27 protein-coding genes, 1 other RNA gene and 2 pseudogenes are annotated in these 23,873 nt (G+C 55.1%); 20 read left to right on the top strand and 10 right to left on the bottom strand.

The window, feature by feature from the left end; translation table 11 throughout:
- Positions 1 to 11 precede the first annotated feature (11 nt).
- The gene (locus ACZ1G5_RS17900; protein WP_472734121.1) at positions 12 to 1,229 is read right to left on the bottom strand and encodes an aminotransferase class V-fold PLP-dependent enzyme; all 1,218 of its coding nucleotides are present in this window, start codon (positions 1,227 to 1,229) and stop codon (positions 12 to 14) included.
- Between the two features lie 115 nt (positions 1,230 to 1,344).
- On the opposite strand from ACZ1G5_RS17900, the gene ACZ1G5_RS17895 reads away from it, so the two are divergent.
- On the top strand, positions 1,345 to 1,881 hold the full coding sequence (locus ACZ1G5_RS17895; protein ID WP_472734120.1) for a DUF2314 domain-containing protein: 537 nt from the start codon (positions 1,345 to 1,347) through the stop codon (positions 1,879 to 1,881).
- Positions 1,882 to 1,937: 56 nt separating this feature from the next.
- Here ACZ1G5_RS17895 and ACZ1G5_RS17890 read toward each other — a convergent pair.
- From ACZ1G5_RS17890 to ACZ1G5_RS17865, 6 genes and pseudogenes are all read right to left on the bottom strand, one after another.
- A pseudogene (locus ACZ1G5_RS17890) lies at positions 1,938 to 3,620 on the bottom strand (BCCT family transporter).
- Positions 3,621 to 3,878: 258 nt separating this feature from the next.
- Entirely contained in the window at positions 3,879 to 4,862 is a 984-nt protein-coding gene (gene acuI / locus ACZ1G5_RS17885) for an acryloyl-CoA reductase (protein ID WP_472734375.1), read from the bottom strand.
- Between the two features lie 86 nt (positions 4,863 to 4,948).
- On the bottom strand, positions 4,949 to 6,049 hold the full coding sequence (locus ACZ1G5_RS17880; RefSeq protein ID WP_472734119.1) for a dimethylsulfoniopropionate demethylase: 1,101 nt from the start codon (positions 6,047 to 6,049) through the stop codon (positions 4,949 to 4,951).
- 2 nt (positions 6,050 to 6,051) lie between these two features.
- Complete coding sequence (locus tag ACZ1G5_RS17875) at positions 6,052 to 6,555, bottom strand: DinB family protein (protein ID WP_472734118.1); 504 nt, start codon at positions 6,553 to 6,555, stop codon at positions 6,052 to 6,054.
- Complete coding sequence (locus ACZ1G5_RS17870) at positions 6,552 to 7,262, bottom strand: DUF1326 domain-containing protein (protein WP_472734117.1); 711 nt, start codon at positions 7,260 to 7,262, stop codon at positions 6,552 to 6,554. Before ACZ1G5_RS17870 ends, ACZ1G5_RS17875 begins: the two co-directional genes overlap by 4 nt.
- A 15-nt stretch (positions 7,263 to 7,277) precedes the next feature.
- The gene (locus ACZ1G5_RS17865; protein WP_472734116.1) at positions 7,278 to 8,078 is read right to left on the bottom strand and encodes a DUF2182 domain-containing protein; all 801 of its coding nucleotides are present in this window, start codon (positions 8,076 to 8,078) and stop codon (positions 7,278 to 7,280) included.
- A gap of 52 nt (positions 8,079 to 8,130) precedes the next feature.
- Here ACZ1G5_RS17865 and ACZ1G5_RS17860 point away from each other — a divergent pair, with 52 nt between their 5' ends.
- The 4 genes from ACZ1G5_RS17860 (at position 8,131) to hemN (ending at position 11,592) form a co-directional block, all read left to right on the top strand.
- Positions 8,131 to 8,868 carry a FadR/GntR family transcriptional regulator gene (locus ACZ1G5_RS17860; RefSeq protein ID WP_472734115.1) on the top strand — a complete coding sequence of 246 codons (738 nt, stop codon included), beginning with the start codon at positions 8,131 to 8,133 and terminating at the stop codon, positions 8,866 to 8,868.
- Between the two features lie 75 nt (positions 8,869 to 8,943).
- Positions 8,944 to 9,447 carry a ClbS/DfsB family four-helix bundle protein gene (locus tag ACZ1G5_RS17855; protein WP_472734114.1) on the top strand — a complete coding sequence of 168 codons (504 nt, stop codon included), beginning with the start codon at positions 8,944 to 8,946 and terminating at the stop codon, positions 9,445 to 9,447.
- A gap of 119 nt (positions 9,448 to 9,566) precedes the next feature.
- Complete coding sequence (locus ACZ1G5_RS17850) at positions 9,567 to 10,172, top strand: SCO family protein (protein WP_472734113.1); 606 nt, start codon at positions 9,567 to 9,569, stop codon at positions 10,170 to 10,172.
- Positions 10,173 to 10,242: 70 nt separating this feature from the next.
- On the top strand, positions 10,243 to 11,592 hold the full coding sequence (gene hemN / locus ACZ1G5_RS17845; protein ID WP_472734112.1) for an oxygen-independent coproporphyrinogen III oxidase: 1,350 nt from the start codon (positions 10,243 to 10,245) through the stop codon (positions 11,590 to 11,592).
- 44 nt (positions 11,593 to 11,636) lie between these two features.
- Here the strand turns inward: hemN and ACZ1G5_RS17840 are convergent, their stop codons facing one another.
- Positions 11,637 to 12,230 carry a hypothetical protein gene (locus ACZ1G5_RS17840; RefSeq protein WP_472734111.1) on the bottom strand — a complete coding sequence of 198 codons (594 nt, stop codon included), beginning with the start codon at positions 12,228 to 12,230 and terminating at the stop codon, positions 11,637 to 11,639.
- Positions 12,231 to 12,401: 171 nt separating this feature from the next.
- Between ACZ1G5_RS17840 and ACZ1G5_RS17835 the strand changes: the two genes are divergently transcribed.
- From ACZ1G5_RS17835 to ACZ1G5_RS17780, 12 genes and pseudogenes are all read left to right on the top strand, one after another.
- Complete coding sequence (locus ACZ1G5_RS17835) at positions 12,402 to 12,746, top strand: DUF4345 family protein (protein WP_472734110.1); 345 nt, start codon at positions 12,402 to 12,404, stop codon at positions 12,744 to 12,746.
- Positions 12,747 to 12,868: 122 nt separating this feature from the next.
- A complete protein-coding gene (locus ACZ1G5_RS17830) occupies positions 12,869 to 13,255 on the top strand; it encodes a Fur family transcriptional regulator (protein WP_472734109.1) in 387 nt (128 codons plus the stop codon).
- Between the two features lie 30 nt (positions 13,256 to 13,285).
- Positions 13,286 to 13,924, top strand: coding sequence for a zinc uptake protein ZrgA (zrgA, locus tag ACZ1G5_RS17825; protein WP_472734108.1), 639 nt, complete (start codon positions 13,286 to 13,288; stop codon positions 13,922 to 13,924).
- Positions 13,925 to 13,930: 6 nt separating this feature from the next.
- Positions 13,931 to 14,626, top strand: coding sequence for an ABC transporter ATP-binding protein (locus ACZ1G5_RS17820; RefSeq protein ID WP_472734107.1), 696 nt, complete (start codon positions 13,931 to 13,933; stop codon positions 14,624 to 14,626).
- On the top strand, positions 14,623 to 15,873 hold the full coding sequence (locus ACZ1G5_RS17815; protein ID WP_472734106.1) for an ABC transporter permease: 1,251 nt from the start codon (positions 14,623 to 14,625) through the stop codon (positions 15,871 to 15,873). Before ACZ1G5_RS17820 ends, ACZ1G5_RS17815 begins: the two co-directional genes overlap by 4 nt.
- Positions 15,870 to 16,394, top strand: coding sequence for a DUF3299 domain-containing protein (locus tag ACZ1G5_RS17810; RefSeq protein WP_472734105.1), 525 nt, complete (start codon positions 15,870 to 15,872; stop codon positions 16,392 to 16,394). The genes ACZ1G5_RS17815 and ACZ1G5_RS17810 overlap by 4 nt, the downstream gene beginning before the upstream one ends.
- Complete coding sequence (locus ACZ1G5_RS17805; protein WP_472734104.1) at positions 16,388 to 16,897, top strand: DUF3299 domain-containing protein; 510 nt, start codon at positions 16,388 to 16,390, stop codon at positions 16,895 to 16,897. Before ACZ1G5_RS17810 ends, ACZ1G5_RS17805 begins: the two co-directional genes overlap by 7 nt.
- A 60-nt stretch (positions 16,898 to 16,957) precedes the next feature.
- Positions 16,958 to 17,306: a transfer-messenger RNA gene (ssrA, locus tag ACZ1G5_RS17800) on the top strand.
- A 108-nt stretch (positions 17,307 to 17,414) separates the two neighbouring features.
- Positions 17,415 to 18,071, top strand: a complete 657-nt coding sequence (locus ACZ1G5_RS17795) for a DUF1194 domain-containing protein (RefSeq protein ID WP_472734103.1) — start codon at positions 17,415 to 17,417, stop codon at positions 18,069 to 18,071.
- A 111-nt stretch (positions 18,072 to 18,182) separates the two neighbouring features.
- The gene (locus ACZ1G5_RS17790) at positions 18,183 to 18,980 is read left to right on the top strand and encodes a chromate resistance protein ChrB domain-containing protein (RefSeq protein WP_472734102.1); all 798 of its coding nucleotides are present in this window, start codon (positions 18,183 to 18,185) and stop codon (positions 18,978 to 18,980) included.
- Positions 18,977 to 20,229: pseudogene (gene chrA, locus ACZ1G5_RS17785) on the top strand (chromate efflux transporter). The gene ACZ1G5_RS17790 and the pseudogene chrA overlap by 4 nt, the downstream one beginning before the upstream one ends.
- Positions 20,230 to 20,294: 65 nt before the next feature.
- The gene (locus ACZ1G5_RS17780; RefSeq protein ID WP_472734101.1) at positions 20,295 to 20,792 is read left to right on the top strand and encodes an SspB family protein; all 498 of its coding nucleotides are present in this window, start codon (positions 20,295 to 20,297) and stop codon (positions 20,790 to 20,792) included.
- Here the strand turns inward: ACZ1G5_RS17780 and ACZ1G5_RS17775 are convergent.
- On the bottom strand, positions 20,789 to 21,571 hold the full coding sequence (locus ACZ1G5_RS17775) for a hypothetical protein (RefSeq protein ID WP_472734100.1): 783 nt from the start codon (positions 21,569 to 21,571) through the stop codon (positions 20,789 to 20,791). The two genes, ACZ1G5_RS17780 and ACZ1G5_RS17775, sit on opposite strands and share 4 nt — an antisense overlap.
- A gap of 121 nt (positions 21,572 to 21,692) precedes the next feature.
- Between ACZ1G5_RS17775 and fumC the strand changes: the two genes are divergently transcribed.
- The 3 genes from fumC to ACZ1G5_RS17760 are packed head-to-tail and all read left to right on the top strand — an operon-like array spanning position 21,693 to position 23,491.
- Complete coding sequence (gene fumC, locus ACZ1G5_RS17770; protein ID WP_472734099.1) at positions 21,693 to 23,084, top strand: class II fumarate hydratase; 1,392 nt, start codon at positions 21,693 to 21,695, stop codon at positions 23,082 to 23,084.
- Positions 23,081 to 23,257, top strand: a complete 177-nt coding sequence (locus ACZ1G5_RS17765; RefSeq protein ID WP_472734098.1) for a DUF4169 family protein — start codon at positions 23,081 to 23,083, stop codon at positions 23,255 to 23,257. Before fumC ends, ACZ1G5_RS17765 begins: the two co-directional genes overlap by 4 nt.
- The gene (locus tag ACZ1G5_RS17760; protein ID WP_472734097.1) at positions 23,258 to 23,491 is read left to right on the top strand and encodes a ribbon-helix-helix domain-containing protein; all 234 of its coding nucleotides are present in this window, start codon (positions 23,258 to 23,260) and stop codon (positions 23,489 to 23,491) included. It abuts the gene before it with no gap.
- On the opposite strand, the gene ACZ1G5_RS17755 is transcribed toward ACZ1G5_RS17760, so the two are convergent.
- The gene (locus ACZ1G5_RS17755; RefSeq protein ID WP_472734096.1) at positions 23,476 to 23,718 is read right to left on the bottom strand and encodes a hypothetical protein; all 243 of its coding nucleotides are present in this window, start codon (positions 23,716 to 23,718) and stop codon (positions 23,476 to 23,478) included. The genes ACZ1G5_RS17760 and ACZ1G5_RS17755 overlap by 16 nt on opposite strands.
- Positions 23,719 to 23,873 lie beyond the last annotated feature (155 nt).

The following is a 23,873-nucleotide window of genomic DNA, read 5'->3' as shown; positions in this document are numbered from 1 at the left end:
GCGTGGCCTGCTTACAAGACCTGATCTAGCGCAACCATCAAAGCGTCAACCTCTGCCTGATCGGTGTAGTGCACAAAACTGACGCGCAAAACGCCCTTTGACAGATCCACACCAACAGCCGACAAGGGGCGCTGTGCGTAAAAATCGCCACCACCGGCCATGATACCGTGCGGAGCCAATGCGGCTGCCGCCGCTTCGGCGTTGCTTTCAAGAGCCATAGCAACCGTTGGCGCACGGCGCGAAGCATTGGCAGGACCGACGAGCCGCACGGAATTCTTGGCCGATACATAGTCCAGCAGTGGCTGCAAAAGGGCGATTTCGCGGTCGCGCATCAAATCGTGTGACTTACGGGCGGCAGCGGCCCCTGCCCCACCCCCATGATGCAGCGACATGGCGTCAAAGTAGTCGGCCATCCCGGCACTGGCCGCAACTTGCGCGTGATCCGGCCCCGCAGGCGTAAAGCGATAGTAAAGCGTATCACCATTGAAATGATGCCCTTGATTGGGCAACGCCATCCCCCAGTCTTCACGGATCACCATAATCCCCTGATGTGGGCCGTAGGTCTTATATGCGCTGAACAGATAGACATCGCACCCCAAGGCATCGACATCAGGGAACCCATGCGGGGCATAAGATACCCCATCGACGCAAGTTCGTGCGCCAGCAGCCTTGGCCAGTTTTACAATACTGGCCACATCATTGATCGCTCCAACCACATTCGAACAGTGTGGAAAAACAACCAATGCCACATCCTGTTCCAAAAGCTTAATCAGGTCTTCGGCCTGCAATTCACCCGTTTCGGGATTAACCTGCCATTCCAGAATACGGACGCCATCTTCTGCCAATCGCCGCCACGGACCGCTGTTCGCTTCATGATCCTGATTGGTCACCACAATGCTTTGATCCGGTTTAATCCAACGACGCACGGCCTGAGCCAGCACATAGGTGTTCTGAGTTGTCGAAGGACCAAACGACACCTCATGCGTATCAACGCCCAGCATCGCCGCTAGCCTGCGCCGCGCCTCGTCCATCTCCTCTCCGCCTAAGCGAGAGGCCTCATAGGGCGCATAAGGCTGGACCTTCCGCTCAGTATAAAAGCGATGCAGTCGATCTACCACCTGCCGACAGGCATACGACCCACCCGCGTTCTCAAAAAAGGCCTGACCGTCTAACAACGGCTGATCAAAAGCGGGAAACTGGGCGCGCACCCATGCGATATCTAATTCCATCCGCTTATGGGGACAAAGCTTGCCGAAAAGGTCAAGCCAAACGAAGACCCTCAGATCGACATATTGCTGCCTCAGGCCGTCATTAACCGCGTCATACACAACCCAAGGAGGCCAAATGTCCCTTTCAAAATCACTCAGCCAGTTTGGTCTCATCGCCGGACTAGCGCTTGTTGGCTATACCGCTTACGCCATGCTTGGGGATCAGATCCGCGTTGGCGGCCCTGATGAAAACGTGCTGACCATTGCCACCGAAAATGCACTGATGCAGCAGGCAGAAATTGATGCGGTCGCGACCTTGCCGCGGTTTCTTGCGCTCGCAGGCACAAACCCCGATGGTTGGAGCCCGATAACCCTGAAGGTCGGCATGCAAGGAGCCGAGATGATCGAAAACATCTGGGTCGAGAATATCGCACCTGCTGGCGGCTCCAGCTACTCGGGCACATTGGCCAACAACCCGATGCAGCTTGAAGGATTGCAGCTCGGTAGCCGCATCATTTTTGAGGAGAAGCAAATCACCGATTGGGCTGTTCAGATTGATGGCCGCGGCTTTGGGTACTATTCGGTGCGGGCGATCGCAGAATTAGTGTCAGAGCAAGAGGCCGAACAACTAAATGCGTTTCTTGCGCCAGACCCACTTCCACCTGGGTTCTGAACAACAAAGGCCCCGCTGCGTGAACAACGGGGCCCTGCTTTTCAGTATTTGCAGCGCTACTCTGCCGGTGTCGCCATTCCATCCATTTCGGATGTGGTGGTTGGCACGCCAGCCGCCTCGCGACGACCATCATTATAGATGGCTTTGATGAGGGCAAAACACATCAGAACCATCACGATCGAGAATGGCAAAGCGCCAATCACCATCGCGGTCTGAATAGCCCCAGTACCGCCTGATATCAGCAAACCAGCAACCACTAGACCAAGCGCTGCACCCCAAAACAGGATGTGTGGACGCGCCTTTGGTCCTTCGTCGCCCGCCGCATTGATCGTATTTACGATCAGCACGGCCGAGTCAGCAGAGGTCACCAAGAAGGTCATCAGCAAGACAACGATCATGACCGCCATACCCCAGGCGAGCGCTTGGCTGATGGGTGACAACATGAACTCGGTCATCGCAAAGATCTTGTCGCCGTTAGCTGCATCAAGGATCAACCCATTCGCCTCGCCGTTGAGTTCAAGATCGACGGCGGTACCGCCGGCCCATGCGAACCAGACAAAGCACATCAGCGATGGCACGATCATCGCGCCCAGCACGAATTCGCGAATGCTGCGACCACGAGAGATGCGCGCCAAAAACAGGCCAACGAATGGAGCAAAAGCAATCCACCATGCCCAGTAGAACACAGGCCACCAACCCTGCCATTGTGCCAGCAGGAAGGCTTCAGACCCTTCAACACCATCAGAGCGATACACGTTGAAACTCAATCCGGGCAGTGCGACCAGATAGTCCCAGATACCGACGAAGAAAGCCGTTGCACCAAACCACGTTGCACCGAACAGGATGAAAAAGCTGAGCAACAAAATGGACAGCACCATGTTGATGTTCGAAAGCCATTTGATGCCTTTGCCAACACCAGAAAGCGCCGACAACGTCGAGGCACCCATGATGACCAGCAAGGCCAAGATGATGCCAAGCGTCGTTGCAGAGCCATCTTCCAGAGCCAAACCGCCAATTCCGATGCGGGTCAGGCCAGCAACGAACTACTCCACGCCGAAACCAAGTGTTTGTGCCACGCCCAAAATGGTCGCCACAACAGCAACAATATCGATGATGTGACCCAAAGTGCCCGACAAGGATTTGCCAAACAGTGGTGTCAGCGATGACCGAATGGTCAGAGGCAGACCGCGACGATAACTAAAGAACGCCAGAGCAAGCCCCGCGACGGCATAACACGCCCACGCGCCCAGACCCCAGTGCAGGTAGGACCAAACGTACGCTGTGCGCACATTGTCGGCCTCCAGTGCGGTGGTTACACCCTGAATAACCGATGGGTTATTTTTGAAATGTGCAACCGGTTCCGCAACGGCCCAAGTCAGCATGCCCACGCCAATACCGGCACCAAACATCATCGAGAACCATGAAAAGTTCGAAAATTCCGGCTTTTCGCCCGGTTGACCCAGATTAAGCCGCCCTGCTGTCGGCCACAGTGCAAGGCCAAGACAGACGATCACAAAGAAGGTCACGGTCCAGATATACCAAGACGCAAAGTTATTCAGGATCACCGCATTCCATGCGCCCAGAACTTCGCCAGCCCATTCAGGCCAAACGATCGCCCAGACAACCAGAACGCTGATAATTATCTTACTGATGACAGTCACATTAATGCTGAACCCGCGATAAAAACCGACATCGGCGGTCTTAATCGGAAGTTCAGATAAAGGAGGTTTGATAGCCATGATTGTTTCCCCGTTGGCTGCTATTGTCCGATCATCTTGACGGGTCGGTGCCACAGTTTAACCCCAAAATGCGCCAGCTTGTCACCCCGAAACGACGCTGCAACTGCAAGAATAGCTTTGCAGATGCGGCAATCTCCGATCTCTTAGACAGGATCAGCATCAGTGGTTTGAATGCAGGCCACTCTTAGATTGATCACATTTACGCAACAAAAAAGGGCTTCCCGAATACCGGGCAGCCCTTCAATTCGCAGCACATTTTCATGCGTTTACGTCGACGACAACGCGGCCTTTAACCTGCCCTTGCAAGATACCTGCGCCCAATCCGGGCAAATCCGACAGCGTTGCGGGTTGGATCATGGCCTCGAGCTTATCCATCGGCAAATCTTTCGCGACCCTCGCCCATGCCCGCACCCGATTGTCGTAGGGTTGCATAACACTGTCGATGCCAAGCAAATTCACGCCGCGCAACAAAAACGGGATGACAGAGGCAGGCAAACCCGCGCCACCCGCAAGACCGACGGCTGACGCTGATGCTCCATATTTCAGTTGCCCCAAGACGCGGGCCAGCATCTCGCCGCCAACCGCATCAACACAACCGCCCCAGGTTTCCGCCTCAAGCGGACGCCGGGTGATCTCACTCAGCTCTTCGCGGGCCACGATCTGGCGCGCGCCAAGCGACTTTAGATAATCAGCAGTCTCTGGGCGTCCAGTGACCGCAGCAACCTCATGGCCCAGATTGGCCAATATTGCGGTCGCGACAGAACCGACACCACCCGCAGCGCCCGTGACCAAGAGCGGCCCATCCTTGATCCCGTGATCTTCAAGCGCCATGACGGCAAGCATCGCGGTAAATCCAGCCGTTCCGACAGCCATTGCCTGACGGGTATCCAAACCATCAGGCAGCGGGACTAACCAATCGGCCTTGACCCGCGCTTTCTGCGTGTATCCACCCCAATAAGCCTCTCCGACGCGCCAGCCGGTCAGAACCACCTTATCGCCCGGCTTGTAGCGCGCATCATCTGACGCCTCCACCGTACCCGCAAGGTCAATACCGGGCACATGCGGGTAGTTGCGAACCAATCCGCCCCCCGGACCGATGCAAAGGCCATCTTTGTAATTGACCGTCGAGTACTCAACAGCGACGGTCACATCCCCATCGGGCAGTTGATCAAGTGACAATTCTTGGACAGAGGCGCTGGTTTTGCCCTCTTCATTCTTCTCAACAACCAAAGCGTTAAACATCTCGTTCCTCTCTTGCAGGGCACCCAAGGCCCAACTTTCCATGTCTCTTCAAACTTCCGCCGGAGGCTCCGACAGCGCAGATCGTGCTAAATCCAGAAATTCTCATGCACCGTCACCGCGCGGGGACCATCCTGCGTATATACCTCAAGTGTGGTCCCTTCATCCCAATGCGTCATGCGGACCATACCGATAGCCACATTTGTTTCATAGTCCGGTGACTTGGCAGCTGATGTCACCTGCCCCACACGTTTGCCCTTCGCCATCAATGGCCAGACATGGTCACAAATCGGAATCTCGTCTGCGATTGATATTGGTCTGATCTGTTGTGTCGGTCCTTCTTTGGCGACACGCAGCAAGGCATCACGCCCCACGCAACCAATCGCCGTCTGGGTTGAACAGAAGCGTCCCAGCCCGCATTCATGGGGTGTATTTTCGCGATTCATGTCGTTGCCATAAGACAGCAACCCACCTTCAATGCGCTCAATCAGGTTTGGACACCCGGCATAAACATCTAGATCCTTGCCCGCCTCGAACAGCGCGTTCCACAGCGGCATACCGTTTTTGGTACCATCAACATAAATCTCATAGCCCCCCTGCTTCGAATATCCTGACCGCGCGATGGCCATGCTGACACCCTGAAAGTCAAACCAGCCAAAGCGGAAAAATTTGATGCTGCGCACAGCATCACCAAAAACACGCGCCATCAAATCTTCGGCCAGAGGCCCCTGCACCGCAAGTGGTGAGATATCGGGCTCATCCACCAATACATCCAGACGATATCCATAGGCCAAGGCTTTGACCCAAAACAACAAATCGCTGTCGGCAATTGAAATCCACCAACGGTCCTCGGACAATTTCAACGCCACCGGATCATTCAGCATGCCGCCCGTTTCATCAACAATCGGGACATAATAGCACTGGCCCGGCAGCATCCCCCGCAGATCGCGGGGGGTCAGCATCTGCATCAATCGCGCGGCATCCGGACCACGTAATTCAACCTGCCGCTCCACCGCAACATCCCAGACCTGCACAGCCGATTTGAGGTGGTGATAGTCTTCTTCAACACTGCGAAACACCGTGGGCAGCAGCATGTGGTTATAGACCGTATACCCTTTCACGCCCGCGGCTTCGACGCCATCAGTAAAAGGGGTCCGCCGGATGCGGCGCGAAGGAACAATAACAGCCATGGCTAGTCCTCAGGCATAAAGGGAAGATCAGTGTCGTTCGGCTTTTGTCCGGCGGCGGTCAACATGGCGTGTACCTGGCCGCGATGGTGTGTTTGATGGTTAAAAAAGTGAACCACGCACATACCAATGGGTTTCGAGAATTCACGGTTATCGATTGCTGCACGCCATGAAAGATCCCCAACGAGATCAATGGCACTGAGGCTCTCTGTCCAAAGATTGATCCGCGCGTCCATTCGAAACCGTTCTGCCGCCCAAACGGCGGGTGTTGGGGTTATTTCAAAGTGCTCTTTTGCCGGGACTTCGGGGCCGGATCCGCCGTCAAACCGACTCATCCAGAGCGTATCCGCCCACAACAAGTGATTGAGCGTCCCCATGATCGACCCAAAGAACGCACCGCGATCGCGGTAGAGCGCGTCGTTGTCAATCGTCGGGATCATCTCGCGCAGGCCCTTGTTTTGCCACGCATTGTACCGCGCCATCGTCCGGCAGTACTCTGGCGTGATCATGGCTTGGGGCCTTTCCAATCAATCGGGCAAATCTCAGCCGATTTTCCGCCAAAATCCCAAACGCGGCCATAGTCGCGCACCTTTGATTTCACACCTGTCGCGGCAATAATGTCTGGACCCATCCAGTATTTGGAATTGCTGACCATAACCGGATGATCGGCATCTTTACCGGCCATCATCTCGATCTCGCCCTGAATTTTGCGCCCAATATAGATGCCGCGTTTTGTGCCCTCGCGGACAATTTCGACTTTCTCACGCTCGGCCCCGATGATTTCAGACACCAGCATGGTGAACAAACCCGTGGTTCCGCCAGCGGCCCCGCTAAAGATCTTCAAAATGCCGTTGTAGGCCTTCTGCGTGGATCGTTCATCCACATACGCTGCCACCTTCCAATTTCCCTCGGCCATCCGACCCGGAATATCGACCAAAAGGCCAACATTGAGACCCGACAGGTCCTCGCCCTCAAAATGACCTTCGTCAATGGCAATCGCCATCCATGCGTGACAATGCCCTTCGGTCGGTGGGTGCGCGCCAAGGCTGACCACGCAAGGACAAAAAACGGTGCAAGAGCAGTTCAAAAACAACTCGCCCTTGATCGCCCAATCAGTCGGGTCTTTCTTGCGGCGCAACGGGTTGCTTTCCATCCGCTGATCGATCCGCTGCGAAATCCGCAGCTTGTCACTTGGCGCACGTTTCTTATCAGCCATATTGCATCCCTCTCCTCAAAAGACAGCCAGTCCAACCCCTGCGCCAATCAGCGCAAACCCGGTCGGTTTGATCACATGATGCCCGATATCGGGCAGTTTTTCGAATATCATCAGCAGGGTCGCAAGCCCCATCCAGGCAAGGCTCATCACACCGCCGACAAAACCAAGCGCCATAAAGCCCCAGCAACACACCACACAAAACGCACCAAGGCCTAATCCCATGCGCAAACCACCAAAGAAACCGGTTTTCCAATGCCCAAGGAAATAGGCCATCGGCGCATGGCAGACACCGTGGCACACCTCTTTCACCCGCGTGAACTGGAACGCACCAACGATGACCAGCAAGACAACAGAGAACCACTTTGCCGCGATGCCGAGCATGTCAACAACACCGCCAAAGAGCAATGCAAGCTGGACCGCAGTGATGAGCGCCGCGAAGGCCACCCAAACAATGAAATAGCCCAACAAGACCCCAAGCCACCCTGCCCGCGTACCATCAGCACTGACCATCAGCCGCTCATAAGTCGTCAGTGTCGGAACTAGTGTGGGCAGCATCATCGCGGCCATCATAATCGCCCACATCGCAAACAGCGGACCAAATCGCGCCATCGGCATATCCATCGGCATATCCATCGGCATGCGTGGGTCCATTGCGGCCATCGCCTCGCCCATCGGGCCCGGACGACCCAACCAGTCAAGGTCCATGTCGACGGCCATCATATACATGATCCACCACGCCACCAGGATTGTCCCAAAGAACAAAAGCCAGAGCGATGATCGGATCAGGTGCGCCAAAGGGTTCTCCCAAACGGCCAATTGCGTTACAAGACTTGCGCAATCATATGTCAGACGTTTAATTGTCTGACAAATGAAAATTGATCCCAAAGACCCCGCCGACCTTTCCGCCCAAATCGCCAAGGCGATCCGTGACGCTATCATATCCGGCGCACTGCCCGTGGATGAGCGTCTACCATCAGAGGCGGAACTTGCCGAGCAGTTCGACGTATCGCGACCAACAGTGCGCGAAGCCCTCAAGCGTTTGGCTGCGCAGTCACTGATCCGCACACAACGTGGCGCCACCGGCGGTGCCTTTGTGAACCGCCTGAAATTCGAAGATGCCTATGGCCAGCAAATCACGACATCGACGCTGCTTTTGTCGATGAACGAGATCAGTTTTGCGACAGCCTGCGAGGCCCGCTACGCATTGGAGCGCGCTTGCGCACCTCTATCCGCGGCACGACGCACGGCAGATCATCTTGCGACAATGCGGGCCGAAGCGCACAGGCAACAACAACCCGGACTGACGGATGAGGCATTTTGCGCCTCCGATGTCGCATTTCATCGGGCTTTGGTGGATGCAGCCGGCAATCCGGTTCTGTCGTATCAACTGGCCGGCGCAGTCGAAGCCATGCAGCCCTTGATGAATATGATTACGTTCAGCGCCCGGTCACGCGAAAAAATTGTTGCGTTACACACAGCTATTGCCGATGCGCTGGACGCACAGGACGGCCAGGCCGCAGATAAGCACCTTGCTGGTCTTGCCGCATATACTCAGGAGCTTGCCAAAGATGTGATCGCACAAAGGCAGGCGAAACGTGGTGCGTGACGCAGCACGATGATCTACATCAAAGCCCGACTTCTGCAGGCTGGATAAATTGCTGATCGTCTACAGGAGCGATCGATGCCAGCTGCAACCAACCGGACCGACCTGCGCGCCGTCACAGAACAAGACTATGCGAAACTCGCGACACTCGTTGCGGGGATCACCGCCGAACAGGCAACGACAATGCATGATGGGACAACAATCAAGAATGTGATCGGGCATCGTGCGCATTGGACCACACTATTTTTAGGCTGGTACGCGGATGGGCAGGCAGGAAAGCAAGTCTTCTTTCCGGCAGAGGGATACAAATGGAACGACCTTAGGCGTTACAACGCAGATCTGCGCGACACGCAGTCTGATCTGACGTGGAAAGATGTGCGGGGCCTGTTGCACGACAGCTATCAACGGTTGATCGCTTTCATTGATCGTCACGACGACACAGCCCTCTACGGTGGCCCGATGAAGGGCACACAAAGCAAATGGACAACCGGACGATGGGCAGAGGCTGCAGGGGCAAGTCACTACCGCTCAGCGGCCAAATACATCCGTGCCGCACGAAAGTCGGCGCGCAGAGCGACTTAGGACATTTCACACACGGTCTTTTGAATGGGTCTGCTGCACTTTGCCCTAGGTCACCGCATTGCGGCGGTGTGACAAGCGCGATAGGCACCACCCATCAAACGAACGCGTAGGAGATATCGATGAAAGCTGTCATCTTCGGAACAACAACACTTGTTGCGGCTGCGGCACTCGGCATCTACACATGGCAGTCCCAGAACGCGACCCCGCATCCGTGCGGCGATACCGCTGTTGCAGGCGGTGCGATCGGCGGGCCGTTTGAACTGGTATCTGAAACTGGTGAAACGGTGACCGATGTTGATGTCATCACAAAACCCACACTGGTCTATTTCGGATATACATTCTGCCCTGATGTCTGCCCATTGGACACAGCCCGCAATGCGCAAGCCGCATATATGCTGGAAGAACAGGGGCTTGATCTTGGTACGGTCTTTATCACGGTTGACCCGCCCCGAGACACCGTCGAAGTGGTGCGCGACTTTACCGATAACTTTCATGAGGACATGATCGGCCTGACCGGGACACCAGAGCAGATCAAGGCGGCCAGCCAAGCCTATAAAACCTACTACCGCGCGCAGGATGATGATCCTGATTATTATCTGGTTGACCACTCAACCCAGACCTATCTGATGTTCCCGGAAACCGGGTTCAAAACTTTCTTCCGCCGCGACAACACGCCCGAACAGGTCGCCGCGATATCGGCCTGCTTCATCAATCAGGTAAGTTGATCAGTCCAATTTTTTGCGCGACTTGATCTGGCGCAAGAAACCCCTTACGACGTTCTGCCAAAACAGGCGTATGGAACACATAGATAACCTTCGGCGCATGGGCCTATTTGATGCCCGCGTCCCCCGCTACACCAGCTATCCACCTGCGACAGCGTTCAGCGCGCAAACAGGTGTTGCCTTTCAAATGGCATGTCTGCAAGCACTTGATCCTGCCACGCCAGTTTCGGTCTATATTCACATCCCATTTTGCGAACGGCTGTGCTGGTTTTGTGCTTGCAGAACACAAGGCACGACAACGCTGAAACCGGTCGCTAACTACATTCAGGTCCTTAAGAAAGAGCTGGCGCTGCTACGCGCTGCCCTGCCCAAAGGCGTCACAATGGGCCAAATGCACTGGGGCGGCGGCACCCCAACGATCCTTCCCCCCGATATGATCCGCGATTTGGCGATGGCCGTGCAAGAGGTGATCCCCCCTGCCCCAAACTTCAGTTTTTCGGTCGAAATTGATCCGACCTTGGTCGATGATGCCAAAATCGCAGCCCTCGCGGGAATGGGCATGACCCGTGCTAGCATTGGCATCCAGGACTTTGCGTTGGATGTACAACAGGCCATCGGACGCAGACAGAGCTTTGCCGCGACCAAAACCTGTGTCAAAGGCTTGCGTGCGGCGGGCATCACATCTGTGAACGCGGATCTGGTTTATGGCCTGCCACATCAAACAAGCGCAAAGCTGGCCAATACCATCGCAAAGGTCCGGGCGTTGGACCCCGACAGGATCGCCCTGTTTGGATATGCTCATGTACCAACCTTTTCAAAGCGGCAAAAGCTGATCCCGGACGCCGCGCTGCCCGGAGAAGAAAATCGTTACCATCTTGCACGACAGGCAGCCCTGGCGTTTACGGGAAGCGGTTATCAGGCCATCGGCATTGATCACTTCGCCAAACCCCACGACAGCCTCGCACTTGCTGCCAAGGCGGGACGTCTAAGTCGCAACTTCCAAGGCTACACCGATGACACCTGCCGCAGCCTGATCGGCATCGGTGCATCGTCTATTTCTCAATTTGCGCAGGGCTACGTCCAAAACGCCTCTGCCACTGCCGCCTATATTGAACGGGTCGAAAGTGGTGGTCTGTCTGCGCATCGCGGCTATGCACTTTCCCGTGCCGACCAGATGCGGGCTGCGGCAATCAATATGCTGATGTGTGATTTTGAAATAGACTTGGGCAAACTGAGCGCCTATGCGGATGCAGATAGCCTGGCACCCGTTCATGCGGCTATTCTGGATGATTTCCCGGGCTACGTTACAAAGACCGGATCGCGCATTCGAATTACCGCTGCAGGGCGTCCGTTAACGCGCATCATCGCGCAAAGATACGATGCGTTCGGCAATATCGCGGCGCAATATTCACAAGCATCCTAGAGCGTAGCCGCGCCACAAAAGGCGCGGCTACGACCGATAGTACCCTATGCGGGTTCTTCTTCGTAAACATTGCGATCAGCGCGGCTGCGCGCCTGATGGACAACGCGCGCGGTCCCGTACTCGACAATCGAAACAATCGCGTAGATGCGATCCTCTGCCGGCAAAGTGATTGTTCCGCCGCCAAACATGCGTGGCAAATTCAGTGTTGCGCCTTCTGCAACATCCAAATCTGCCGCCAAAATGCTCGCCGACATTGGACCCACTGCAAATTCCAACGCACCACCGGTCAAATCGCTGCCCACAAACGTCCCATTGTTGGCAAAGGGCCACATGTCGGTTTCACCGCGCTCATAGGTGCAGCTGATCCGCCCACCGTTAAAGCGGCAGCGTGGACGAATACTCAGTCGTTTGAAGCTGAAAATATGCTCCAAATCAGTGTCACGCGGGATCGTATTGATGCTGTTTCTGGGATCACCCCAGATATCCACCTTATACCCAAAGCGGCGATGAAAATCTGCGGCGGCTGCCGCGTCACTGACCCGCACGGAAAACTGTAAGGATGCTTCATGTGCCCCATCGCCTAATGTGCCCGGCTCAATAGACCAATCGTGGAACGTAATGCGTTCGATATCTGCCATGTGTTTTCTCCAATAAATAAACAAATAAAGTGCAAGAACAGTATCTGGGGGATCAATGTCGTATAAGTCATGGAAACCTGACCCGACCAGCATTTGTATAAAGCCACAACAGGCACTGGTCCTGAGCAGATCGAGCACCACATTCAGAATCGAACAAAAGCGAGGCGAACTGTGGACATCATCAATATCATTTTTGCGATCCTGAGCATCGGATTGGGATGCTTTGGCTGGTTGGCACCGCGCTACACGCTGGGCGCCCTTGATCTAACGATGGGCCAGACAACCATGGGAATGTCAGAGGTACGCGCGTCGGTCGGTGCACTCTTTGTTGGCATGGGAATTGGCGCACTTTTGCTTGGCACGCCTGAGGCATATGTCATGCTTGGTTGCTGCTGGTGTGGTGCTGCGGTTGGACGATTCACATCTGTGATCCTGGACGGTACATCGCAAAAAAAGTGGATCTATTTCATTGTTGAGGCAGCAGTCGGTGTTCCAGCAATCCTGCTGAATATCTAACGACACGGGGTGATTGGCTGATCTTTCGCATCAGACATATCCACTAAAACAACTCGCTGCGACATCCGCTTGCTATTTGTTACTTTATAAAATAACGATTCATCAAGGATGGAGGTTGCCCAATGAGAAAACGCGCATCAGCCCGCCAAAGTGACATTTTGAATGTGCTGAAGGCTTGCGATAGGCCCATGACGGCATATCAGATCCTTGAAAAACTGCAGGTCACTGAACCGCATATCGCGCCGCCAACAGTCTATCGCACCCTTTCGGCTTTGACCGATCAAGGGCGTGCGCATCGTCTGGAATCCATGAAGGCCTTTGTTCCCTGCCGCTGCAGCCATGTTGAAAGCGTCCCCGTTTTGGCCATCTGCGAAGATTGCGGGGCGGTCGAAGAACACGATGGAAGTGATCTGCTTGCAAAACTCTCTGCACTGACTGACCGCAGTGCTTTTCAAGCTGATCGGCATATCGTTGAAATTCACGGGCACTGCGGCACCTGCGCCGCCTAATCACCTTCTCCCTTACAAAACGGATTTGTTATGAAATACACACTGTCCCTCATCACCCTTGTCGCGGCCGCACCATCATTTGCAGAAGACACCCGCCAGCTTGACGCGCACGAACATGGCGTTGGCGCGCTCAATATCGTGATTGACGGCGTGACTGTCGCCATGGAGTTTCACGCACCGGGGGCGGATATTGTCGGGTTTGAATATGCGGCGGAAAGCGACGCCGACCTTGCCGCGATTGACGCAGCGATCACCACATTAAGTGCACCACTTGAGTTATTTGTCGTACCGGATGCCGCGGCCTGTCGTGTCGCGACAGCGGTGGCAGAACTCGAAACCGAAGAAGATCATGATGCGGATGATCACGATGAACATGACGAAGAGCACCATGAAGATGGCCATGACGATCACGCTGAAGACGAGCATCATGATCATGACGATCACGCGCACGATGATAATGACGACGACAAAGCGGATGCAGGGCATACGGAGTTCCATGCAGAGTACATGCTGAATTGTGACAACCCCGATGCGCTGGCCACCATCACTTTTGCCTATTTCGAAGCTTTCCCAAATGCGAAAGAAGTAGAGGTGCAGATGATCACATCCACCGGCGCGCAAGCGTTCGAAGTTGCGCGTGATGCGCCGGTTTTGAATTTAGGAGGCTGAACGCCAGTGGCGGAGCCGATACTTGAACTCAACAACGTATCGTACTGTTGGCCCGGTCGCGCCGCATTCGCACTGGATGTGCCTCACCTGAGGGTGCAAAAAGGACAGTCCGTCCTATTGCTGGGCGAAAGTGGTTCAGGCAAGTCAACTCTCCTCTCACTCATCTGTGGTACGATCCTTCCCGGCAGGGGCCATGTGAAAGTCGCGGAGACTGATATCACAACACTATCCGCCGGGGCACGGGATCGGTTTCGCGCCGAGCAGATTGGCGTTATCTTCCAGCAGTTCAACTTGCTCCCCTTTGGTTCTGTGATGGATAACATCCTGCTGCCGCTTCGCTTTGCCCCCCAGCGACGCAGGCGCGCGGGCGATGCGATTGCTGATGCGCGGCGTCTGTGCACCGCGCTTGGCCTGCCGGACAACATCGGGCGCGCTAAGGCAAATACGTTAAGCGTCGGACAGCAACAACGCATCGCGGTCGCGCGCGCCTTGATCGGTCAACCGCCGCTGATTATCGCCGATGAACCCACCTCAGCACTTGATGCTGGAAGCCAGAATGCATTTCTCGATCTCCTCTTTGAGCAAACCAAGATCTACGAGACATCCCTTTTGATGGTCAGCCACGATCCGCGCCTGGGCGAACGCTTTGATCGGGTCATCCGCATCGACGACATCGCACAAATTGAAAGGGCTGTGATTTGAACCTGCGCCTCGCCATCGCGTCGCTTGTGGCGCGCGCATTGACTGTCGGGATGACAATCCTTGCAATCGCCTTATCGGTGGCACTTTTCCTCGGTGTTGAAAAGGTACGCACTGGTGCAAAATCCAGCTTTGCAGACACGATTTCGGGCACTGATCTTATTATTGGGGCGCGGTCCGGCTCTGTTCAGTTGCTGCTCTATTCCGTATTCCGCATTGGGAATGCGACTAACAATGTGGCGTGGCAAAGTTATCAGGACATCGCAGCGCGGCCTGAGGTCGACTGGATCGTCCCGATTTCTCTCGGCGACAGCCATCGCCAATTCCGGGTCATGGGCACGACACAAGCGTTTTTTGAGCACTACAAATACCGGCAAGGCAGGTCATTGGTCCTATCCGACGGTGCCTTGATGGATGATCTGTTTGATACCGTCATTGGGGCGGATGTTGCAGCGACATTGGGCTATGGCATCAATGATCCGATTGTCGTGGCGCATGGGCTTGCGTCCTTTGCCGAACACAAGGATCAGCCGTTTCGCGTGTCAGGCATTCTGGAAAAAACAGGCACGCCTGTGGATCGCACCGTGATTGTCAGCATGGAGGCGATCGAGGCGATTCACGTGGATTGGCAGAGTGGCGCGCAGATCCCCGGTCAGTCGACGCCGGCGGATGTAATCCGCGACATGGTGTTGACACCCAAAGCCGTGACCGCTGCGCTTGTTGGTGTTGAAAGTCCGCTGCAAACTTTTGCGCTGCAACGCGCAATCAACGAATACAGCCAGGAACCATTGCTCGCGATCCTACCGGGCGTCGCTTTGCAGGAACTATGGGGTATCGTCGGCATCGCAGAAACCGCGCTGCTTGTTGTTTCGGCCATGGTCGTGGTCACCGCACTGATCGGCATGATGGCGACGATTTTTTCGAGTTTGAACGAACGTCGCCGCGAAATGGCTATTTTTCGGGCGATGGGTGCGCGACCTCTGACGATTGTTGGTATGCTTGTGTTTGAAGCCATGCTTATGGCAGCCATCGGTGCCCTGCTTGGGGTTGTACTCCTGTATGCCGGGTTGCTGGTCGCGCAACCGATCGTCGACAGTGCCTTTGGCTTGTGGTTGCCCATTGATGCCCCGACCCTGCGCGAAGTCTTTGTGATCCTTGGCGTCATCGCCGCTGGCGCAATTGTGAGCATGGTTCCAGCGTTGCGTGCCTATCGCATGTCGCTTGCGGATGGTATGATGGTGACATCATGAAACAGAATTCTAAACTCGCACAGATCAACCGCCGCCGTTTGCTGGGTTCTGCTGGCGCCTTGGCGCTGGCGCCGCACGCGGCGTGGGCCAGCGACCCGTTGCGTGTGACATGGGATATGCTGATTCCCCCGGGCGTGCCCTATTCTGAAATTATTGGCGAAGGTGATCTGGACGAGCTCAATGATACCTGGAAGCCTATCTTTGACGGTAACGCGACAAAGTTGAACGAGGCGCTGTCCGGGGCCTACATCCGCATGCCCGGCTATGTCGTGCCACTTGATCTGACGTCGGCGGGGACATCGACCTTTATTCTGGTGCCTTACGTCGGTGCCTGCATTCACACCCCGCCGCCGCCGCCAAATCAATTGGTCTACACAACGGTTGATCCGCCTTGGCAGATGGATGACCCGTGGAATGCCGTTTGGGTCACGGGAACAATGTCAACGCAGCTTCAATCAACCGACATTGCGGAAACCGGTTACGCTCTGGCAGCGGATGAGATCGAGCTTTTTACATGGTAGACAAAGTTTTGGAACGACGCGCCGTTCTTGCAGGCCTCGCATCAACCTGCCTGCTGCCAAGAGCGGCCCAAGCGGATGACGTCTTTGACCTCAACTGGGACGATCTTGTTCCAGAAGGTCAGACAAACATCCCAAACGTATTGCGCGGCATGATCGACCATGATCAGGCCCCTCTAGTCAGTCAGCAGCCAGCATCAGCAGGAGTAAGAACGGACTGGAACGGACGGGTTGTCCGACTGCCCGGCTTTATTGTGCCCATTGACTACAAAGGAACTGGTGTCACAGCGTTCATTCTGGTGCCCTATGTTGGGGCCTGCGTCCATGTTCCCCCACCACCGGCCAATCAGCTGGTTTTTGTCACCACTGAAACACCCTACGAAAGCGAAGGGCTTTTCGAAGCCGTGAATGTGACGGGAATGTTCGGCGTTTCGTCGGTTTCTACTCAGCTGGCAGAAATTGGCTATGCGCTCTCCGCAGACAAAATCGAACCCTATCGCGCATAAACAAAGGGCTATTGGACTGGGCAACCGTCGAATTTGAGCCAAAGGGCAGCCGATACGCTAGCCCTTGCGAGCAGTCACCCAGACGCCTATATCTACTTTGTCCTTCGGGACTATGGACATAAACGCGCTCGTAATAAGCGGATCGGACCCGGGGGCGGTACCCGGCGTCTCCACCAAAACCTGCTCATTTGGCAGCAATGGGGACGAAATAGGATCGACGAACGTCTAAAGGGGTTTGCTTTGTCTCGGTGAGTTACCACCGTTATCGGTACAAATTGTATAGTTGCAAATGACAACAATGCACCGATGGCAGTCGCAGCGTAAGCTGTGCCTAATATCGACCTTTAACTCCTAAGGTTTTGCGACCTTGGGCGGGGTTCGCAGGTACCTGGCAACAGAAACCTGCACTTACCCACCATTTTCGATCTCTGACCAGACCCTCATTGACCTGCGGCAATTCTGCAAGAAGGGTACCTTGTGACTTGCATTGGCGGGGCACTCTGCGCAAGGTTTCGGCATGAAAACGACCCACTTGCTATTTGCCTTCGCGTTCGCCCTGACACCTCTCGCAGCCAAAGCCTGTGACACGGCACTTGTGCTCACCATTGATGTCTCAAATTCCATCGATAGTGCCGAGTATCATATCCAAACCGATGGTTTGGCTGATGCCCTGCAAGACCCTGAGATCAAGGAAACTTTGGTCGCGGGAGAAACGACATTGACCGTTGTGCAATGGTCTGGTGTCGACAAACAGACTGTTTCAATCCCCTGGACCCAAATGCGCACGGCCTTGGACGTGGACAACTTTGCACTGAAAGCACGGTTGATGGAACGTGCTTTTGTTCTGTCCGACACGGCCCCGGCCGAAGCGATCTATTTTTCGCTTTCACTGTTTGATCAGGTTCAAAACTGTACGCGACGTGTGATTGATATCTCTGGCGATGGCACACCGAACGGCGGAACGGACGTCAGGGCCGCACGCAATGCGGCCGAACGCGAAGGCGTCACGATTAACGGAATCGCAATTGAGTCAATGGGACTTGCGATTACGAATTTTTATCGCGGTGCGGTCATTACCCGCGACGGCTTTGTCATGACGGCGCGGACGCACAGGGAATATCCCGAAACCATCAAGGCCAAGATTTTGCGCGAGATCAGTCGCATCTTTGGCTAAGGTTGACCTGCCACAAACTATGCCGCACAAAAGAAACATGGGGTCCGCGAACACCCCGTGAGGCCCCGGCCGAAGCATCGCATCCACTGACACCTTCAGAAAGGATGCGCTATGGCGGCTTTCAATGAAATTTCCCCCGCGAACCTGATGCGTCTGATCGGCACGCCGCATTGCCCTGTCATCATTGATGTTTGTATCGATGCCGACTTTGCCGATGATCCGCATTTTGTCCCAACAGCCTTTCGTCACCCGCACACCGATATTGATGGCCTGATCAGACGGCTTGGCGATAATGATGCTGTGATCATTTGCCAAAAGGGGCAGAAGCTATCGCATGGTGTCGCGGCACATTTGCGCGCACAGGGGATCGGTGCACAGGTGCTGACTGGCGGCAATCATGGTTGGCGCGACGCCGACCTACCGCGTGTTCCAGCAGACGCGGTCCCCGGCGCGGTCTGGGTCACCCGACACCGACCCAAAATTGACCGGATCGCGTGCCCTTGGCTGATCCGCCGCTTTGTCGATCCGGGCGCAAAATTTCTGTTTGTTCCGCCGGCCACGGTGATGGACGTCGCAGCGCGCTTTGCGGCAACGCCTTTTGATATCGAAGGTGTTTTTTGGAGCCACGAAGGCGACAATTGTACATTTGACAAGATGATCAGCCAGTTTGGGCTGAGCCACCCTGCCCTTGACGCGCTTGCAACCGTGGTGCGCGCGGCAGACACCGACAATCATACGCTTGCCCCGCAAGCCGCTGGCCTCCTGGCCGTATCAGTTGGGCTGTCACGAATGTTTCGTGATGATGCGGCCCAGTTGGACGCAGGTATGCTGCTTTACGACGCGCTTTATCGCTGGGCCCGAGATGGACAAGAAGAAGGTCACGATTGGCCAGCGGGACGCTTGGCATGAAAGGTGAGCTAGTCCGCGTTTTCGGGCGGATCGGGCTGTTGTCCTTTGGTGGGCCAGCCGCGCAAATCGCGCTGATGCATAAAGAACTCGTCGAAAAGCGCGACTGGTTGTCTGAAGAACAATTCTTGCGCGCCTTGTCCTTTTGTATGCTGCTGCCCGGTCCAGAGGCGATGCAGTTGGCAACGTACGCAGGATGGAAGCGGCAAGGCATTGTTGGCGGATTGATCGGTGGCGGGCTGTTCTTTCTGCCCGGCGCAATTGTGATCATGGCGCTTGCCTTGGCATACGGCACATATGGCAATTTACCGATCGTACAAGCGCTCTTTTTGGGTGTCAAAGCAACGGTCGTGACTATCGTGATTGAAGCGCTGCTGAAGATTGCGCGGCGGGCCTTGATAGGCAGGATGCACTTGCTCCTCGCCGTGGCGGCGTTCGTCGCTTTGTTCTTCTTCGCTCTCCCATTTCCTGCCGTGATCGGTGTTGCCGCCATTATCGGCGCATGCGCCAAGCCCGGAGAAACGGCATCGCCCGTCCGGCAGACCAGCCACCTACGCAACAGCCTCATCATCGTCGTCGTCGGTGCGTTGATCTGGGGGGGCCTTTTGCGCTGATCGCCATCACAGGAAACGCATTCCTGCAAGATGTTGGCATATTCTTTTCAACGCTCGCTGTGGTGACCTTTGGCGGGGCTTATGCCGTGTTGACCTATATGACCCAAGAGGTCGTGGTGTCATACCAATGGCTGACAACCCCTCAAATGATGGATGCTTTGGGGTTGGCCGAAACGACACCCGGACCGCTGATACTCGTCACGCAATTTGTCGGCATGATCGCGGGATTGGCCGAGGGCGGCACAGCAATGGCCATAATTGCGGGCATACTGACGCTCTGGGTGACGTTTGTGCCTTGCTTCATTTGGATTTTCGCGGGTGCACCCTTGATCGACTGGCTCGACGGGCGGCCTCGCTTGCGCGGCGCTCTGGCCGCAATTACGGCGGCCGTTGTCGGCGTTATCGCCAACTTATCATTATGGTTTGCGCTGCATGTGTTCTTTGGCGACGTTCGCAACATCACTTTTGGCCCTATACAGACGGTATGGCCTGCCCTCAGCACATTCCAACCGCTTGCGATCTGCTTGGCTATCATCACGGGTGGGCTGCTGCTCTGGCGCCATTGGCCGCTTCCGCTTGTGTTGCTGATATCTGCGACACTCAGCCTTGTGGCCCATGTCTTGATCGGAGTGTTGTGACAGCGCCCCTTTTCACCCGGCTCAGATCCCTTATGGTAGTGATATGACGTAAGGGGAACAACGCCGTGACCAGCACCATAGACTATGGGAACTTGATGCACCGGGCCATGCGTGGCCTGATCCAAGAAGTGCTGACAAACGTCCAGAAAGACGGATTGCCTGGGCAGCATCATTTCTTCATCACATTCGACACGATGCATCCGGATGTTGAAATCGCGGATTGGCTATCCGATAGATACCCCGGCGAAATGACCGTTGTCATCCAGCATTGGTTTGACAATCTGGATGTCACCAGCGAGGGTTTCACAATAACGCTGAATTTCGGTGACAATCCCGAAACGCTATACATCCCTTATGACGCGATCAAAACCTTCGTTGATCCATCCGTCGAGTTTGGTTTGCGGTTCGAAACGCAAGACGACGATGAGGACCAAGCTTCAGAACCTCAAGTTGCCGAGGCCGAAGAAGCCCCGATGGATGAAATGGTCGAACCTGAAGATGCGCAGGACGAAGAGCACAAAGATGCTGAGGTTGTCAGCCTCGACCAGTTTCGCAAGACCTAGGCACCAAGGCTGGTGCCAAACAAACGCCCTTTCACAAGCCAAGCCGTGCCAAAAGCCCACAAGGCAACCCATTCGCCAATGAGGATAATCCGTCGCGGGAGCAGGTCACCTACCTGTGGCACCCAACTCAGCGCCATAACGATCATCGCAAGCGCGATTACGATAGCACAACCTGCATAGATCGTATTGCGGAACTTCTTGATGTCTGTTTTTTGGATGCCGTCCGATTTCGTGTCATTCTCACCCGGTCTGCGGAATACAACCGCGCAGAAATAGAACATCAGACCAAACATCACTGCCGCTGCCGCATAGTGAATGATGCCAACGCCGGCAAACAGGATGAAGCCGGTCTCAAAATCCACCGCTGGCACACGGTCTTGCACCGTGCCGAAAAGGCGGGCGTTAAAGGCGGCCAATTCGCAGCCTGCCCCTTCTGTGGGAAACACTGCAACGATCAACCCCGCCATGCCGGCGACCAGTGCAAGCCATCTGACAAAAGGAGCCTCGGCGCGATAGGCTGATAGCAATGTGCCGATGAACGCCAAAGTCATCACAAATACAACGCCGGACCGTTGACTGTAGTAGTAGTGGCTCAGACTGTCGCGAAAGCACGGCAGCTCTGAGTATTGATCCACAAGTATTACGGTCGGCGGGAGCAGTATGGCCGTCAGGCCGACGACAGAAATAAGTCGTCTCTGACCAAGCAGTGCTTCTTCTGTATCCGGGCTGACCCAGTTGGCGTCGAAGGGCTTTTCTTCGTTGGGGTTGAAACCAAACATCTAAAATCTCCTCTCTGAAATACCAGTATTTCAACACGATGGGCCGCCGTTGTCATCAATTGCCTTCATCCACGCGATTGGCTATTCCTGCCGCAACAACAGCAAACACAGGGTATTCTTCATGACCGAGACACGCACAGAAACCGATAGCTTCGGCCCTCTCGAAGTTCAGGCGGACCGGTACTGGGGCGCACAAACACAGCGCTCGATCATGAATTTTCCAATCGGTTGGGAAAAGCAGCCAGTGGCGATCGTACGGGGTTTGGGCGTCATCAAGCAGGCCTGCGCGATGGCCAACAAGGAGCGCGGCAAATTGGATGCCGAAAAGGCCGATGCGATCATTGCGGCCGCTGCCGAAGTTGTCGCCGGCAAGCTGGATGATCACTTTCCACTTGTTGTCTGGCAAACTGGATCTGGCACACAATCAAACATGAACGCCAATGAGGTGATCTCAAACCGCGCAATTGAGATGTTGGGTGGGACCATCGGATCAAAGGATCCGATCCACCCCAATGATCACTGCAACATGGGCCAGTCATCAAACGATACCTTCCCCACAGCAATGCACATCGCTGTCGCCATGACTGCCCATGACGTCCTTTTGCCAGGTCTGGCAAAGCTTCATGCCGCACTTGAGCAAAAGCAGTCCGAGTTTGAAGACGTCATCAAGATCGGTCGCACGCATACGATGGACGCCACCCCCCTGACATTGGGTCAGGAATTTTCCGGTTATACCCATCAGGTTGCGATGGGCATCCGTCGCATCAAGGCCGCGCTACCGGCCATCTATGAACTCGCTCAAGGTGGCACAGCGGTCGGCACAGGTCTGAACACGCCCAAAGGCTGGGGTGAAACGGTTGCTGCGCATATGGCACACATCACCGGCCTGCCCTTTGTAACGGCACCCAACAAGTTTGAGGCCCTTGCTGCGCATGATGCGCTGGTAGAAATGTCCGGAGCTCTCAAAACCGTCGCAGCCAGCCTTTACAAAATCGCCGCTGATATCCGCATGCTGGGGTCTGGCCCCCGCTGCGGTCTGGGCGAGTTGATGTTGCCCGAAAATGAGCCCGGCTCTTCCATTATGCCCGGAAAAGTAAACCCAACACAGGTTGAGGCGCTGACCCAGGTCTGCGCTCATGTCATGGGCAACGACGCCGCTGTTGGATTTGCTGGCTCTCAGGGGCATTTTGAATTAAACGTCATGAAACCAATGATGGCCTATAACGTATTGCAATCTATGCAACTTTTGGGTGACGCCTCTGTGACCTTTACGGACAACTGTGTCGTCGGCATACAAGCCGACCGGACGCGGATCGAGAAGCTGATGCGCGAGTCGCTTATGTTGGTGACGGCGCTTGCACCCACCATTGGCTATGACAACGCGACCACTGTCGCCAAGACAGCGCATAAAAACGGCACAACACTCAAAGAAGAGGCGATCAACCTCGGATTTGTCGACGAAGCAACATTTGACAAGGTTGTCCGTCCAGAGGACATGATCGGCCCGAAATGAAGCCGATCAACCTCAACAAGGTACGCAAGGCAAAGACGCGTGCAGAGGCGAAAGCAAAGGCCGACGAAAATGCCGTGCGCTTTGGTCAAACAAAAGCAGAAAAGGTGCTGGATGCGGCACGTATCGCACAAGCCAGTGATCGTTTGTCACAACTTAAATTCGAAGACGATTAAATGGCCCACCGTCGCCCTGTCAAAAGATCGCTGACCTTGCACGGGCACCGGACCAGCGTGTCGCTTGAAGATATCTTTTGGGATGCGTTCCGCGCCTGTGCCGAAGCCGATGGGCAAACGATCAATGGACTTGCCGCTAAAATAGATGAAGCCCGAGGTGATCTCGGGCTTGCCTCTGCGATACGCATCTTCGTCTTAGAACGCGCGCTCGAGCGAAATCAATCGTCTGAATAAAGCGCACCGCGCAAATTGCTCAACTGCGCACTTGCATTTCGCTCAGTCTCACTCAGCTTGGCGGGCTTGATTGGCTTGGCCGTACGGGCTTGCTTGTCAAAAAGCTTTGCCACCTGATTGCCGTCCAACTGTTTCTTCGCCATCGGCTTTGCAACCGGCGATGTCTTCTTACGCTTGAACAGACCTGTAAGGCCTTTTCCTGATGAACCTGGAAGCGAAATAGTCATTTAACCTAAGGCCTCCTTTACGAGCCAACCACTTGTTATCTTGTTATGGCACAATGTGGGCACCCTCGCAATTATGCCTTTTTTAGACAACGGCGGCATAATAGCGTTAAAGCCATGTTTTTAAGGGGTATGCAAGAATCCGCTCACGCAATTGG

Source organism: Yoonia sp. JB2-21, from assembly GCF_055693545.1.
This window is presented reverse-complemented; position numbering and strand designations above follow the sequence as displayed.

Excerpts from the sequence above, each read along its gene's own strand:
- ACZ1G5_RS17900 (WP_472734121.1), bottom strand. The coding sequence starts at position 1,229 with ATGGAATTAGATATCGCATGGGTGCGCGCCCAGTTTCCCGCTTTTGAT.
- ACZ1G5_RS17895 (WP_472734120.1), top strand. The coding sequence starts at position 1,345 with ATGTCCCTTTCAAAATCACTCAGCCAGTTTGGTCTCATCGCCGGACTA.
- acuI (WP_472734375.1), bottom strand. The coding sequence starts at position 4,862 with ATGTTTAACGCTTTGGTTGTTGAGAAGAATGAAGAGGGCAAAACCAGC.
- ACZ1G5_RS17880 (WP_472734119.1), bottom strand. The coding sequence starts at position 6,049 with ATGGCTGTTATTGTTCCTTCGCGCCGCATCCGGCGGACCCCTTTTACT.
- ACZ1G5_RS17875 (WP_472734118.1), bottom strand. The coding sequence starts at position 6,555 with ATGATCACGCCAGAGTACTGCCGGACGATGGCGCGGTACAATGCGTGG.
- ACZ1G5_RS17870 (WP_472734117.1), bottom strand. The coding sequence starts at position 7,262 with ATGGCTGATAAGAAACGTGCGCCAAGTGACAAGCTGCGGATTTCGCAG.
- ACZ1G5_RS17860 (WP_472734115.1), top strand. The coding sequence starts at position 8,131 with ATGAAAATTGATCCCAAAGACCCCGCCGACCTTTCCGCCCAAATCGCC.
- ACZ1G5_RS17855 (WP_472734114.1), top strand. The coding sequence starts at position 8,944 with ATGCCAGCTGCAACCAACCGGACCGACCTGCGCGCCGTCACAGAACAA.
- ACZ1G5_RS17850 (WP_472734113.1), top strand. The coding sequence starts at position 9,567 with ATGAAAGCTGTCATCTTCGGAACAACAACACTTGTTGCGGCTGCGGCA.
- hemN (WP_472734112.1), top strand. The coding sequence starts at position 10,243 with ATGGAACACATAGATAACCTTCGGCGCATGGGCCTATTTGATGCCCGC.
- ACZ1G5_RS17840 (WP_472734111.1), bottom strand. The coding sequence starts at position 12,230 with ATGGCAGATATCGAACGCATTACGTTCCACGATTGGTCTATTGAGCCG.
- ACZ1G5_RS17830 (WP_472734109.1), top strand. The coding sequence starts at position 12,869 with ATGAGAAAACGCGCATCAGCCCGCCAAAGTGACATTTTGAATGTGCTG.
- zrgA (WP_472734108.1), top strand. The coding sequence starts at position 13,286 with ATGAAATACACACTGTCCCTCATCACCCTTGTCGCGGCCGCACCATCA.
- ACZ1G5_RS17810 (WP_472734105.1), top strand. The coding sequence starts at position 15,870 with ATGAAACAGAATTCTAAACTCGCACAGATCAACCGCCGCCGTTTGCTG.
- ACZ1G5_RS17805 (WP_472734104.1), top strand. The coding sequence starts at position 16,388 with ATGGTAGACAAAGTTTTGGAACGACGCGCCGTTCTTGCAGGCCTCGCA.
- ACZ1G5_RS17795 (WP_472734103.1), top strand. The coding sequence starts at position 17,415 with ATGAAAACGACCCACTTGCTATTTGCCTTCGCGTTCGCCCTGACACCT.
- ACZ1G5_RS17790 (WP_472734102.1), top strand. The coding sequence starts at position 18,183 with ATGGCGGCTTTCAATGAAATTTCCCCCGCGAACCTGATGCGTCTGATC.
- ACZ1G5_RS17775 (WP_472734100.1), bottom strand. The coding sequence starts at position 21,571 with ATGTTTGGTTTCAACCCCAACGAAGAAAAGCCCTTCGACGCCAACTGG.
- fumC (WP_472734099.1), top strand. The coding sequence starts at position 21,693 with ATGACCGAGACACGCACAGAAACCGATAGCTTCGGCCCTCTCGAAGTT.
- ACZ1G5_RS17765 (WP_472734098.1), top strand. The coding sequence starts at position 23,081 with ATGAAGCCGATCAACCTCAACAAGGTACGCAAGGCAAAGACGCGTGCA.
- ACZ1G5_RS17760 (WP_472734097.1), top strand. The coding sequence starts at position 23,258 with ATGGCCCACCGTCGCCCTGTCAAAAGATCGCTGACCTTGCACGGGCAC.
- ACZ1G5_RS17755 (WP_472734096.1), bottom strand. The coding sequence starts at position 23,718 with ATGACTATTTCGCTTCCAGGTTCATCAGGAAAAGGCCTTACAGGTCTG.